The sequence below is a fragment of the Streptomyces sp. NPDC086023 genome, assembly GCF_044540325.1.
Lineage (GTDB): Bacteria > Actinomycetota > Actinomycetes > Streptomycetales > Streptomycetaceae > Streptomyces.
In genome coordinates, this window is the sequence record NZ_JBITRX010000024.1 from 23852 (window position 1) to 36243 (window position 12392).

The window sequence follows — 12392 nt, forward strand, 5'->3', positions numbered from 1 at the left end:
CCACGGCCCCGGGGGCGGCGGGGTGCGGGCACCCCTGTGCCACGGTGCCCTGACCCGGGTGCGAGACTGGGCCGCCGGTAACGGCAACACGGCACGACAGGCGGGTTCATGGCACGCGGACGGTACGTACGGGGGTGCGCGGCGCTGCTGTTCGCCGTGACGGCGACGGGCTGCGCCCACCCGCTCCAGGACCTCGGCCCGCTGCCCGCCCGCAGCACGGCGGCGCCGCTGCCCGCCGACACGGTGGTGGCGGAGCTGACGGCGCTACTGGCGGCGGAGGGCGTCACCCTGCGGCGGACGCCCCAGGACGTGCTCCCGCTGGAGTGCAACGAGCAGCTCACCGGGCAGACCCGCGCGGCCACGGCGGACGCGAAGCTCCAGAGCGCGTTCGCGAAGGCCCGTTCCGCCCACGGCTGGCAGCGGGGCCCCGACGTACCGGGCGCCCTGACCCTGCGCAAGGGCGGCTGGACCGCTTCCACCTCCTTGCGCGGCCCCGCCACCGACGCCTCGGACAGCCCCGTCTTCATCAGCCTGCTCTGTGACAACGCCCGCGGCAAGCGCGTGCCGACGCCGGGCAGTTCTTCGTAGCCGATGGGCGTCAGCGCCCGGCGACCGTGTCGTCCTCGCCCGTGCGGACGTCCCCGGAACCGTGCCCGGCCACCGGCACGGACGGGCCCGCGGGGCGGGCCGATCGCGTGACGAGGATGATGACGGCGGCCGGCAGAACCAGGGCGGCCCCGGCCAGCGGGGCGGCCGCCGTGGAGACCCCGTCGACCAGCGCGCCGCCGGTCACCGCGCCGATGGCGATGGCCAGGTTGAACATCGCGACCATGAGCGAGGAGGCGGCCTCCGTGGCTCCGGGGGCGGCCTTGTTCATCCAGTTCTGCACGCTGACCGACACCCCGCCGTACACCAGCCCCCAGGCGATCAGCAGGACACCGCCGGCCACGGGCGAGGCGAGCAGCGCGATGAGGGTCAGCAGCACGGGCAGCACCAGGCCGGTGACGAGCAGCGCCCGCCGGGCCTCACGGGCACCGGCCAGGAAGTTGCCCACGACGCCGGCCGCGCCGTAGCCGAGCAGCAGGGTGCTGACCGCCGCCGCGGGGACGCCGGCGATGTCCTGGAGCACCGGGCGTACGTACGTGTAGGCCGCGAACTGCCCGGTGACCAGCAGGAACGTCACGATCACCCCGGCCCGCACGGCGGCGTTGGACCGCAGGACGGCGGGCAGCTCCGCGAACCCGACGGACGGACCGGGCGGCAGCGGGGGAAGCAGCAGGACGAGCGCCGCGAGCGAGCCGAGGCCGAGCACACCGACGGACGCGAAGGCGGCCCGCCAGCCGCTGAGTTCGGCGAGCAGCGTGCCGGCCGGCACGCCCAGTACGGAGGCCGTGGAGACACCGGCGACGATGACGGCGGTGGCGCGGCGGGTGTGCCGCTCCGGTACGAGCCGCAGGGCGAGTCCGCCGGCGATCGCCCAGAACCCGCCCACGCCCACGCCGACCAGGAGCCGGGCGACGAGGAGCACGGCGAAGTTCGGGGCGACGGCGGCGATGAGGTTGGCCGCGGCCACGAGGGCGATCAGCGCGCAGAGGACGAGCCGCCGGTCCAGCCGCCCGGTGCCCACGGTGACGAGCGGGGCGCAGACCGCGGCCACCAGGCCGGGCACGGTCACCATCAGCCCGGCGGTACCGTCCGAGACACCGAGCCCCGCGCCGACCGGGGTGAGCAGACCGACGGGCAGCAGCTCGGAGGTCATCAGGCAGAAGATCCCGAGGGACAAGGCGAGCACCGCCGACCAGGCCCGGAGGGGGCGCTCCCCGGGACCGGGGGCCGGTCCTCCGACGCGGTCGGGACCGGCGGCGTCGGGTGCGGGATCTGACATGCGGGCTCCGTACGAGGGGGGACTTGCCTGCCCCAGTCTCCGCCCACCCCCGCCGTTCCGACCCCGGTGTCTCCCATGCTGGACACACCGCCCCCACCACTGCGGGCCCACCCAAAACTCGCATCCGCGTGGGGCACTCCCCCGTGCAATACCCCGCCCCGTGGTGCGTGGGGGAGGTGCTTGACCCGTCGTGGCAGGCTGGTCCGGAGGCAGGCCCGGGCCGGGGGTGGCCGAAGGCCAGGGCGAAGCCCCCTTGCCCCCGGGGTGGGCCTGCCGCTGGGGGCACCTCCCAGCGGTAGCTGGGGGAGGCCTGCAGGCCACGACGGGTCAAGCACCGAGAGGACCCACGCACCACGGGGCGCCCTCCCGCAGCGGGCGCGTTCGCAGCCACCCCGGTTGCCCCAGGCCCGGCTCGGCGCAGACCTCCCGGCCGGTTGAGCCGAGCCCGAGCGGATCCATCGAGCGGGGCCGAACACCACCGTGCCCGGCCTCGCCACGACCGGAACACGGCAGCAGGTCAGCCGGCCTGCTCACCGCCCATGTCGTCCAGCGGGGCTTCCGGCACCAGGCCCGGGCCGATCCAATCCGTCGCGGCACCCTCCGCGACGGCGCCAGGCCCGATGAACTCATCAGCGGCATCACCCGGCACCACCGACGGACCATCCCACCCAGCCGCGGCATCCACCGGCACCGCGGACGGGCCGATCCAGTCGGGCCTGGTGTCCGCCGGATCCGCCGCGTCCGCCCCCGTGGCGGCCGCGGCGGCCCGAGCCGGGACCGTCAGGTCCGCGTGCTGGACGTTGTCCTGGGCCTCACCGGCCTCGCCGGCCTCATCCGCGCCGGGCTGCGGTCGCGCGGAGTCGTACTCCCCCATGGTTCCCCCTCGGGTCGTTACCGTTGCCGTGTGCGGGCTACGACGCACCCGCACGGCGCGGGGTTCCACGTTCACGGCACCACCGACACCACAACCAGCCCCCACCCGCCACCGACTCTCACGCTCACGCCCACGGCGGCGATGCCGGCGTCCGGCGCGCGCAGCATGGTGGAGGTAGCGGCGGCGGCCGGCGTGTCGGCCGAGACGCTGCGCAAGATCGAGACCGGCCGGGCCCCGACCCCGGCGTTCTCCACGGTGGCGGCGCTGGCCGGCGCCCTCGGCACGTCCCTGGACCCCTGGACGAGCCGGTGGCGGCCTGCGCCACGACCGACGGCGAGGCGGAGGCCGGAAGCGAACTGTCCGCCTGAACCCTCCGCGCAAGCCCGGCCTGCCAGCCGCCCTACGGGACGAAATGCCCTGGAGCCGCGCCTGGGCGGCCGGTAGGCTCGCCGCATGACCCAGATGTCTCGTGCGTGGCAGTGGCGCTCCCCCTAGGGGCGGCCACTGACGAGACATGTCCCGGGCCGTCCATCGGACGGCCCTTCCGCGTACCGCTTCGCGTGCGGACCCGCCCGTCCGGTGACGGCCCGCCCGGCAACGGAAGCGAAGGCGGAAAACCATGACGACCACCCCGACCACCACCCCAACCCCAACCCCAACCCCGCCCCACGACGACCGCAACAACGCCCTGGAGGCGGAGATCCTCCGGGCCCCCGAGCGGTTCCGGGTCCTCACCGGCGACCGCCCCACCGGCCGGCTGCACCTCGGCCACTACTTCGGGACGCTCCGCAACCGCGTCCGCCTCCAGGACCTCGGCGTGGACACGTACGTGATCGTCGCCGACTACCAGGTACTCACCGACCGCGACGTGGCCGAGCGACTCGCCGAGCACGTCGAGGAGTTGGTCCTGGACCACCTCGCCGCCGGCATCGACCCGGAGCGCTCCACGGTCTTCGCACACAGCGCGGTCCCCGCACTGAACCAGCTCCTGCTGCCCTTCCTCTCCCTCGTCACGGTGCCCGAGCTGCAGCGCAACCCCACCGTCAAGGACGAGATCGCACACTCCCGGCAGTCGTCCGTCAGCGGGCTGATGTTCACCTATCCCGTGCACCAGGCGGCGGACATCCTCTTCTCCAAGGCGAACGTGGTCCCGGTGGGCCGCGACCAGCTGCCGCACCTCGAAGTCACCAGGACGGTGGCCCGGCGCTTCAACGAGCGTTACGGGCAGGTGTTCCCCGAGCCGGCCGCGCTGCTGTCGGCGGCTCCGGTCCTGCTCGGCACCGACGGCACGAAGATGAGCAAGTCCCGCGGCAACGCCATCGCCCTGGCCGCGACCGCCGACGAGACGGCCCGGCTGCTCAAGGGCGCGAAGACGGACGCCGACCGGCACATCACGTACGACCCCGAGCGCCGTCCCGAGGTGTCGAGTCTGGTGCTGCTGGCCGCACTGTGCCTGGACCGGGACCCCCACGAGGTGGCCGCGGCCATCGGCGACGGGGGTGCGGCGGCCCTGAAGCGGACCGTGACCGAGGCGGTCAACGAGCACCTCGCGCCGCTGCGGGCCCGGCGCGCCGAGTACGCGCGCGACCGGGCGTACGTACGCCAGGTGCTGCGCACGGGCAACGCGCGGGCCGCCGCCCGCGCGGAGGCCACGCTGGCCGAGGTCCACGAGGCCATGGGCACCCGCTACTGAGGACCCGCCACCACCAACCGGTCACCCGCAACCCGCCACCGCCAACCGGTCACCCGCAACGCGCCGGCCCGCCCGGCCCCGCCCGCCCGGCCCAGGCCCGGCCGGGGGTGGGCCCTGCGACCGTCAGCCCAGGACCGGCAGCAGCCCCGGCCGCTTGGCGGTGCGGCCGTCGCCGCTGGACCGGCCGCGCACCCGGCGGAGCAGCCAGGGGCCGAGGTGTCCGGCGGCCCAGCGCAGGTCGGCGGCGGTGGCGCCCCAGCCGGTCGGCAGCGGGACGGTGGGCGACGGCAGCGGGCGGGTCCAGGTGTCGTCGCTGCCGGGCAGCGCGAGGGCCTCGGCGAGCGCGGCGGCGATCCGCTCGTGGCCCAGGGGGCTGGCGTGCAGCCGGTCCGCGGTCCACATCCGGGGGTCGGCGACCGCCGCGGGGCGGGCGGTCTCCGCGACGGCGACGCCGTGCCGGGCAGCGGCCAGCCGGACCCGGTCGTTGAGGGCGGTGATGCGCGGGCCGACCGGGCGGGCGAGCGGTATCAGCCGCGTGAGGTCGGGAAACGTCACGGTGACGACGCGGGCGCCCTGGGCGGTGAGGGCGGCGAACATCGCCTCCAGGTGGCCCGCGACCTCGTCGGCGTCGAACTTCGGCCGCAGCACGTCGTTGACCCCGGCGACGACGGAGGCGAGGCCGGGGCGCAGCGCCAGGGCGGGGGCGAGCTGTTCGGCGCGCACCTGTCCGGCCTGGCGGCCGCGGACCGCGAGGTTGGCGTACCGGAGCCCCGGTTCGTGGACGGCGATCAGCTCGGCGAGGCGGTCCGCGAAGCCACGCAGGCCGGCGCCGTCGTCGCCGTCGCCGAGGCCCTCGGTCTGACTGTCGCCGAGTGCGACGTACCGCTCGTAGCGGACTGCCGGGCGGGGCTCGTGCGGGTCAGTGCCGGTCATGGGTCTGCTGCCTCTCCCTCAGAACGGTGACGGTGCGCTCGTACCAGTCGCGGTTGCCCTGCTCGAAGGCGAGTCCGCGCAGGCAGGTCAGGTAGGGGCCGACGGGGCCGCCGTGGCGGAGGAAGTCGGCCTCGTCGCGGTCGCCCCGCATGTGCCGCAGCAGCTTTTCGAGCAGCTCGATCTTGGTGCGGGTGAACGCGGCGCGTTCGGTGAGCTGGGCGACGAGCGTGTCCGTGTCGACGTGGTCGGCGGCCTGGACCTTCACGAGGAGGTCGTCCCGGATGAAGGTCGGCTTGGCCGTGGCGGCCGTGAACCGGTCCAGTTCGGCCAGGCCGTCCGCGGTGACGGTGAACAGCCGCTTGTTGGGGCGGGTGTCCTGGACCACCTCACGGCCGGTGACCAGCCCTTCCGCCTCCAGCCTGGTCAGCTCTGCGTAGAGCTGCTGGGGCTGGGCGTGCCAGAAGTTGGCCACGCCGAGGTCGAAGGCCTTCGCCAGCTGGTAGCCGCTCAGCTCCTCGCCGAGCAGCGCCGCCAGGACGGCGTGGCGCAGTGCCATTGCGGTCGCCTCCTCGTTCCCGCTCCCGTTCCCGTTCCCCGGGGACCCTGGACACGAGCCATCATAGTCATGAATATGAGTAGTCAGATTGATGAGTACGAGGAACCCGCCCCGCCGCACCCTGGAGCAGCCATGCCCGACACCCCGACGCCGTCCGCCGCCACCCGCTTCCGCGCCGCCGTCGAGCGCCGCGATCTCGCCGCCATGGAGGAGCTGTTCACCGACGACATCCGGCTGTACAGCCCGGTCAAGTTCAGGCCGTTCGAGGGGCGGGCCGCGGTGACCGGTCTGCTGGGGGTGCTGCTGCGCACCTTCGAGGACTTCCGCTACGTCGGCGCCTTCGAGGGCAGCTCCGAGACCAGCACGGACGGCACGACCGCACCCTCGGAGGTGCTGCTGTTCCGGGCGGTGGCCGGGGGGAAGGACATCCACGGCATCGACCTGCTGCACACCGGCGACGACGGCCGGATCAAGGAGATCACGGTGATGGTGCGGCCGCAGTCGGCGGTGCACGCCCTGGGCCAGGCGGTGCTCGCCGGCCTGGTCGCCGACGGACTGGCACCCGCGGAGGCCGCCGCCACCGGCGGAGCGGCCGGAAGCATGCCGGTGCCGGGGGCCTGAGTGCCGCGATCCGGCCAATGATTTGACCGGGACCTGACAATCGAACATCCCTATGGGACCTTCCATGACGCACCCGGATCCGGACGGACCTCCGCCGGCCATCCCGCACCTCCGGGCTCCGCTCACACCCCCACAAGGACGTGGCAAGAAGGAGCGACATGCGAAGGATCTCGGAACTGTCGTGCGTCACCGCCCTCGTCATCGCCGCCACCGCCGGCGCCTCGACCGCGGCCACCGCGCTCGGGCCCACGGCGAGCCAGCTGGTCGACGGCGTCATCGTGGTCGCCGGCAACACCTGTACCTGGACCAACGCGAAGACCAGCGCCAACCCGCCGAGCGCCCTGTCGATCGACCGGAACACCATCAACAAGCCCGGCGGCAACCTGAGCTGCAGCGGGGGCATCACCGCGACGCTCAACAACAACCCCAACGTCACCTTCGACGACGCGGCCGGCACCGCCGCGGCCGACGTCATCGACATCACCGGCAAGCAGAGCTTCATCTCCTGCCGCTACAAGGCCACGAACGTGCTGTGGAACCGCGACGGAACGGACCGGAAGTACGTCAACCGGGCCTTCACCGCGGCCAAGACCTCGGGCAGCTTCCTCTGCCCGTCCTCGGTCACCACGGCGGCGGGCGACGCCTCGCTGCTCTTGCGCTGAGCCAGGCGCACCGCGCGTGACGCCGCCCCCGGCTGTCGGTGCCGGGGGCGGCGTCATGCCGGGGACGACGTCACGCCGGGGCGGCATCACGCCGGGCTGCGTGGAGACCGGTGGGGCCCGGCCGTCAGAGGCCGGCGAGCGAGCGCTCGTACCGGGTGGCGGGGCGGTCGTCGACGACCGTGTCCCCCGCCTCCGCGAAGCCGGTGCGGCGCAGCACCGCCCGGGAGGCCGGGTTGTCGAGGGTGACCACGGCGAAGAGGCGCGACAGCCCGTACGCGCCGGCCGCCAGCCGGCAGACCTCCTCGACGGCGGCCGTGGCCACACCCCGGCCGGAGGCCGACTCGCCGATCCGGTAGCCGAGTTCGGCCGCGCCGTCCGCCACGTCGACCAGGTTGACCCGGCCGACCAGGACTCCGGCGGCGTCGAGGACGACGTGGAAGTGGCAGGTACCGTCCGCCTGTTCGGCGAGCAGGGCGCGGAGGCGGTCACCGAACCACTCGAAGAAGGCGTCCCCCCGGTCCGGTACCGAGCGCGCGAAGTACGCCCGGTTCGCCCGCTCGAACTCCAGCAGGGCAGTGGCGTGTTCAGCCGTCAGTCGCTCCAGGGTGATCATGGTGCGCAGCATACGTCGGCCAGCACCAGGTCCGCCGAGTCCCGGCCGGGCGCGATCAGACGGGCGTTGGCCTCGTCGGAACGGGCGACCCAGTCCGCCGCGTGGTCCGGCGCCTTGCCGTGACGCACGTGCCGGTCCACCAGGCGCCGGACGCGGAGCGCGTCGTCGGGGGCGAGGAACCAGGCCTCGTCGAGCAGCGGCCGCACGCCCGCCCACTCCCCCGCGCCGTGCAGCAGGTAGTTCCCCTCGGTGATCACCAGGGGTACGTCCGGGGCGACCGGGATGCTGCCGGCCACCGGCTCCTCCAGCGACCGGTCGAAGGCCGGGGCGTAGACGACCGGCCCGGCGGGCTCGCGCAACCGCCGGAGCAGCGCGCTGTAGCCAGCGGCGTCGAAGGTGTCGGGCGCGCCCTTGCGGTCGGCGCGACCCAGTCGTACGAGTTCGGCCTGGGCCAGGTGGAACCCGTCCATCGGCACGACGGCCGCCAGCGCCGGTCCCAGGGCCCGGGCCAGGCGGTCGGCGAGGGTGGACTTCCCGGCGCCGGGCGGCCCGGCGATGCCCAGGATCCGCCGGCCCCCGGCCCCGGCCAGCCCCCGCGCACGCCGTTCCAGCTCCTCGATCCGCATACCGGCATCCTGCCGCACCGGCCGACGGGTCGGGGGCGGGGGCCGGGCGGGCGGGCCTGGGGGCCGGTTGCGAGCGGGGCCGGGGACCGGCCGGCCGCGCGGCCGGTGCCGGGGTCGGGCGTCCGGGTCGGGCGTCTGGATCGCGCGCCGGGCTGGTCGCCGGGGTCTGCCGGGTGGGTCGGCAACCGAGGCTGACCGCCGGGGTGCGTCGGCTGGGCCGGCGACCACGGCCGACCGCCGGGGCCGGTCTCCGTGGTCGGTCGCCGCGTGGATCCTGCCGCCGGGCGGACCGACAGCCGGGCAGGGCCCGTGTCCCGGCGGGGAGCGCGGCTGGTTAGGGTGATCGGTCAGCGTTGACGCCGTCCCCGGGAGTTTCCGATGCCGCAGAGCGGACCGCAGTGGGTCGACCGCGCCCTGGCGATCCTGGACGAGGTGGCCTCGTCGCCGGGGCCGCTGGCCGCGAAGGCGCTGGCGCGCCGGGTCGGGTGCTCGCTGTCCACCGCGTACCACCTGCTGGGCCCGCTGGCCGAGCGCGGCTACGTCACGCGGACCGCCCGCGGGTACGTGCCCGGGCCGCGGATCCCCGCGCTGCACCGGGAGTTCCGACGCCAGTGGGAGCCCGCCGCGGGGACGGCCGAGCTGCTGGGCCGGCTGCGGCGGGCCACGGGCGGGGAGGCGTACCACACCGCGTACCGGGGCGGGGTGATCACGGTCGTGGACACCACCGCCCCCGTCACGGACACCGCGAACCCCTTCGCGCCGGGCCGGGAGACCCGCGCGCACGCCACCGCGCACGGGAAGGCGCTGCTCGCGGCGCTCCCCCGGACCGCCCGCCGCCGCTACCTCGACGAGCACGGCATGGCCCGGCTGACGGCGGCCACGATCACCTCCGCCGAGCTGCTGGAGGCGGAGCTCGCCCGGGTGCGCGGGCAGGGCTTCGCGGTGTCGGTCGGGGAGGCCGACCCCGCGTTCACCTGCCTGGCGCTCACCCTGCCGGGCCCGCAGGAGGCCGGGGCGGTGCACGCCCTGTCCGTCTCCCTGCCGACCGAGGAGTACCGGCGCCGCCCCCAGGCGGCACGCCTCGCCCTCGAACGCGCGGCGGCGGGCAGCCTGTGACCGGGGGCGCCCGCCGACCGACGCGCCGGCCAACCAGGGGCGCCCGGTGACCGGCGGCGCCAGGTGACCGGCGGCGCCCGCTCACCCGGGCGCGCCCGCTCACCGGCTGCATCCGCTCACGAGCAGCGTCCGCTGACCGGGGCCGTTTTCCGGCGGGGCCGGAAAACGGCCCGGTGCGGGTGGCGCCCGGCAGGGGGCGGCTGCCAGGCTCGCGGCATGATCTTCATCACCGTCAGGTTCACCGTCCGTCCCGAGTACGCCGACGACTGGCCCGCCCTCGTCGACGGGTTCACCCGCGCCACCCGGGCCGAGCCCGGGAACCTCTTCTTCGACTGGTCGCGCAGCGTGGAGGACCCGAACGAGTACACCCTCGTGGAGGGGTTCAGGGACTCGGCGGCGGGCGCCGCGCACGTAGCGGCCCCGCACTTCGAGGCCGGCCTGGAGGCCATGGCCGGGGCCATCGCCGCCACCCCCGAGATCATCCACACCGAGATCCCCGGCGAGGGCTGGAGCCCGATGGCCGAGCTGGCACCCCGGTCCTGACCCTCGGAGGGGCCGCGCCCGCCGCGCCGCGGCCCCGGGAGGCAGCGTCGCGCCGCGGTCCTGGCCCTTCGGGGCCGCCCGCACGTGCCCGGCCCGGGGCAGCGCCGTCCGCCGACTCTGACCCCACCGGGCCGCGCCGTCCCCCGACACCACCCCCACGGGGCTGCGCCGTCCCATCCCCGACCTGCGGGCCGCGCCACGCCCGTCGCCGACTCCGTGGCGCGGCGCCGTCCCGGCCCTGGACCTCATGGGCCGCACCGCCCCGACCTGGACCCACGAGGCCACGCTGTCCCCGCCCTGAACCCACGAGGCCACGCCGCCCCCGCCCCCGGACCCACGAGGCCACACCGTCCCCGCCCCGGACCCACGAGGCCACGCCGCCCCCGACCCTGACCCCACCGGACCGCACCGCACCGCCCCCAGTCCCGCTCCCCCGGACCTCACCGTCTCCCGGCCCTGGAGCACGGAGCCGTCGCTCCGGCTCCTGTCCGGCCGCCCTGGCCGTCACCCTTTCGGCGGCAGGCTGTCGGCGGCGCCGGCGTGGGTCGCGGCGGTCGCCGCGGGGCCTTTGACCTGCGGGGCACGCGACGGGACGGGCCCGGCAGGGCCTGCGTACGGACCGGGCTGAGGGTTCGTCAGGCCAGGCCGTGGGCAGCGGGCCCGTGGTGACGGGGACGGCCCGGAACCGGCGGGCCGCCGGGCACGTCCGAGCACCGGGCCCGCGGCCGCGGACGGGAGCGGCGCGTACGCCGCGCCCGCAGCGGCCCGGCCGAGGTGCGGGGGCCACGGGGGGACTTCCGGGGAAACCCCGGAGGACGAGGGGGCACGGGTGGATTCCAGCAGGAAGGCGGCGGGCCGTCGGCGGACCGACCGGCTCGTCGCGCTGTTCGCGGTGCTGGCCGTCAGCGTGGGTGCATGGGTGGTCACCAGTGGCGACGGGCCCCACGACGGACTGCCAGGACCCCGCGCCCGGAGCGGGCCGGCCGCCGGCCCGCTGGCCGCGCACCGGCGGCTCGCCGACGATCTCGCTCACTCCCGCGGACGCCGCACCCCCGGCCCGCTCCGGGCCTCGGCGCCGCTGCGCCTGCGCATCCCGGCCCTGCGCATCGACGCCCCCGTCGGCTCCGGGGGCCCGGCACACCCGCGCGTCCTGTCCTTGCACGAGGCGGGCCCCACCCCGGGCGAACGGGGCAGCGCACTGGTCCTCGGCCGCACCGGTACGGCCGCGCTCCCCGGGTCCTTCCACCGGCTCGCCGCGCTCCGGCCGGGCAACCGGGTGCACGTGGTCCGCGAGGACGGCTCCACCGCGACCTTCACCGTCGAGTGGGTCGGCGGCGGCACCGCCCGCGCCGGGGGCACGTCCGCCTGGTCGCGCACCGGCCCCGAGCGTGCGAGGCTCCGGGCCCGCGGCGGCACCGGCGCCGGGCGCGGGGAGGGACGTGCCAGGGGCCCCCGGCTCCGGCTGTTCGGCTGTGCCGGCGCCCCGCCGGCCTGCCGGGTGGCCGTCAAGGTCGTCGCCCGGCTCACGCACGTCAGCCGCTGACCCCGGACCGTCCGGCCCGCGGCCACGCCTCCCGACCCCGGCCCAGTCACCCGCCCCCTCCCGGCCCCTGCCTGCACGAGGCCGCGGACCCGGCGCCAGCCCCGCCCCGCCCCCAAGCAGGGAGCGGGCCGCGCCCGAGGGCGGGACCGGAGTGGGCCCGAGGCCTGACTGAGCCCGGGGCCGGACTGGGCCCGGGGCCGGACTGGGCCCGGGGCCGGACCGGACCCGGCCGCGCACGAAAACGCCGTGGGGTGCCGCGCAGCGATACGGCGCGGCACCCCACGGCGGAGGTGGTACGGGGGCGGGAAGGGTCAGGACTCCTGGCGGCGCGCCTCACGCTCCGCGTGCATCTTCTTCACGCGCACGGTCTCCTTGCGGACCTCGGCCTGGGTGGCGCGCTCCTTCTGGAGCCACTCCGGGTTCTCCTGCTTGACCGCCTCGATCTGCTCCGTGGTGAGCGCCTCGGTGATCCCGCCGCGGGCCAGGCCCGAGATGGAGACGCCGAGCTTGGCCGCGACGACCGGGCGCGGGTGCGGGCCGTTGGCGCGCAGCTCGACCAGCCAGGCCGGCGGCTCGGCCTGGAGCGCGCTCAGCTCGTCGCGCGTGACGACACCCTCCCGGAACTCTGCGGGGGTGGCGTCGAGGTACACACCCAGCTTCTTCGCCGCGGTGGCGGGCTTCATGGACTGGGTGCTCTGGTGCGAACTCATGGGACCAAGGATATCGA

The 12392-nt window shown here is 75.9% G+C and carries 14 protein-coding genes and 1 pseudogene; 8 read left to right on the forward strand and 7 right to left on the reverse strand.

Annotated elements, in window-relative coordinates:
* Window positions 1–108: 108 nt before the first annotated feature.
* On the forward strand, window positions 109–588 hold the full coding sequence (locus ACIF6F_RS32410) for a hypothetical protein (RefSeq protein WP_399955264.1): 480 nt from the start codon (window positions 109–111) through the stop codon (window positions 586–588).
* A gap of 10 nt (window positions 589–598) precedes the next feature.
* Here ACIF6F_RS32410 and ACIF6F_RS32415 read toward each other — a convergent pair whose 3' ends face one another.
* Both ACIF6F_RS32415 and ACIF6F_RS32420 read right to left on the reverse strand, forming a co-directional pair.
* Window positions 599–1885, reverse strand: coding sequence for an MFS transporter (locus ACIF6F_RS32415; protein WP_399955266.1), 1287 nt, complete (start codon window positions 1883–1885; stop codon window positions 599–601).
* Between the two features lie 517 nt (window positions 1886–2402).
* Window positions 2403–2759, reverse strand: a complete 357-nt coding sequence (locus ACIF6F_RS32420) for a hypothetical protein (protein ID WP_399955269.1) — start codon at window positions 2757–2759, stop codon at window positions 2403–2405.
* Window positions 2760–2906: 147 nt separating this feature from the next.
* Here ACIF6F_RS32420 and ACIF6F_RS32425 point away from each other — a divergent pair.
* Window positions 2907–3203 (forward strand): annotated as a pseudogene (locus ACIF6F_RS32425) (helix-turn-helix domain-containing protein); the annotation flags it as partial.
* A 175-nt stretch (window positions 3204–3378) separates the two neighbouring features.
* Window positions 3379–4452, forward strand: a complete 1074-nt coding sequence (gene trpS, locus ACIF6F_RS32430) for a tryptophan--tRNA ligase (RefSeq protein WP_399955271.1) — start codon at window positions 3379–3381, stop codon at window positions 4450–4452.
* 123 nt (window positions 4453–4575) lie between these two features.
* On the opposite strand, the gene ACIF6F_RS32435 is transcribed toward trpS, so the two are convergent.
* Window positions 4576–5385, reverse strand: a complete 810-nt coding sequence (locus ACIF6F_RS32435) for an SGNH/GDSL hydrolase family protein (protein ID WP_399955275.1) — start codon at window positions 5383–5385, stop codon at window positions 4576–4578.
* Window positions 5372–5941 (reverse strand): PadR family transcriptional regulator, encoded by a 570-nt coding sequence (locus ACIF6F_RS32440; RefSeq protein WP_399955278.1) that lies wholly within the window; start codon window positions 5939–5941, stop codon window positions 5372–5374. Before ACIF6F_RS32440 ends, ACIF6F_RS32435 begins: the two co-directional genes overlap by 14 nt.
* A gap of 132 nt (window positions 5942–6073) precedes the next feature.
* Between ACIF6F_RS32440 and ACIF6F_RS32445 the strand changes: the two genes are divergently transcribed.
* On the forward strand, window positions 6074–6562 hold the full coding sequence (locus ACIF6F_RS32445) for a nuclear transport factor 2 family protein (protein ID WP_399955281.1): 489 nt from the start codon (window positions 6074–6076) through the stop codon (window positions 6560–6562).
* 158 nt (window positions 6563–6720) lie between these two features.
* Window positions 6721–7224, forward strand: a complete 504-nt coding sequence (locus tag ACIF6F_RS32450) for a hypothetical protein (RefSeq protein ID WP_399955284.1) — start codon at window positions 6721–6723, stop codon at window positions 7222–7224.
* 124 nt (window positions 7225–7348) lie between these two features.
* Here the strand turns inward: ACIF6F_RS32450 and ACIF6F_RS32455 are convergent, their stop codons facing one another.
* Together ACIF6F_RS32455 and ACIF6F_RS32460 are read right to left on the reverse strand one after the other, a co-directional pair.
* Window positions 7349–7837, reverse strand: a complete 489-nt coding sequence (locus ACIF6F_RS32455) for a GNAT family N-acetyltransferase (protein WP_399955287.1) — start codon at window positions 7835–7837, stop codon at window positions 7349–7351.
* On the reverse strand, window positions 7834–8481 hold the full coding sequence (locus ACIF6F_RS32460; RefSeq protein WP_399955290.1) for a nucleoside/nucleotide kinase family protein: 648 nt from the start codon (window positions 8479–8481) through the stop codon (window positions 7834–7836). The genes ACIF6F_RS32455 and ACIF6F_RS32460 overlap by 4 nt, the downstream gene beginning before the upstream one ends.
* A 360-nt stretch (window positions 8482–8841) precedes the next feature.
* On the opposite strand from ACIF6F_RS32460, the gene ACIF6F_RS32465 reads away from it, so the two are divergent.
* The 3 genes from ACIF6F_RS32465 (at window position 8842) to ACIF6F_RS32475 (ending at window position 11665) form a co-directional block, all read left to right on the forward strand.
* Window positions 8842–9579, forward strand: coding sequence for an IclR family transcriptional regulator (locus ACIF6F_RS32465; RefSeq protein WP_399955293.1), 738 nt, complete (start codon window positions 8842–8844; stop codon window positions 9577–9579).
* A 216-nt stretch (window positions 9580–9795) separates the two neighbouring features.
* On the forward strand, window positions 9796–10122 hold the full coding sequence (locus ACIF6F_RS32470) for a putative quinol monooxygenase (RefSeq protein ID WP_399955296.1): 327 nt from the start codon (window positions 9796–9798) through the stop codon (window positions 10120–10122).
* Window positions 10123–10951: 829 nt separating this feature from the next.
* Window positions 10952–11665, forward strand: coding sequence for a class F sortase (locus ACIF6F_RS32475; RefSeq protein WP_399955299.1), 714 nt, complete (start codon window positions 10952–10954; stop codon window positions 11663–11665).
* Window positions 11666–11976: 311 nt separating this feature from the next.
* Here ACIF6F_RS32475 and ACIF6F_RS32480 read toward each other — a convergent pair whose 3' ends face one another.
* Window positions 11977–12375 carry a DUF5997 family protein gene (locus ACIF6F_RS32480; RefSeq protein WP_399955302.1) on the reverse strand — a complete coding sequence of 133 codons (399 nt, stop codon included), beginning with the start codon at window positions 12373–12375 and terminating at the stop codon, window positions 11977–11979.
* Between the last annotated feature and the right edge of the window lie 17 nt (window positions 12376–12392).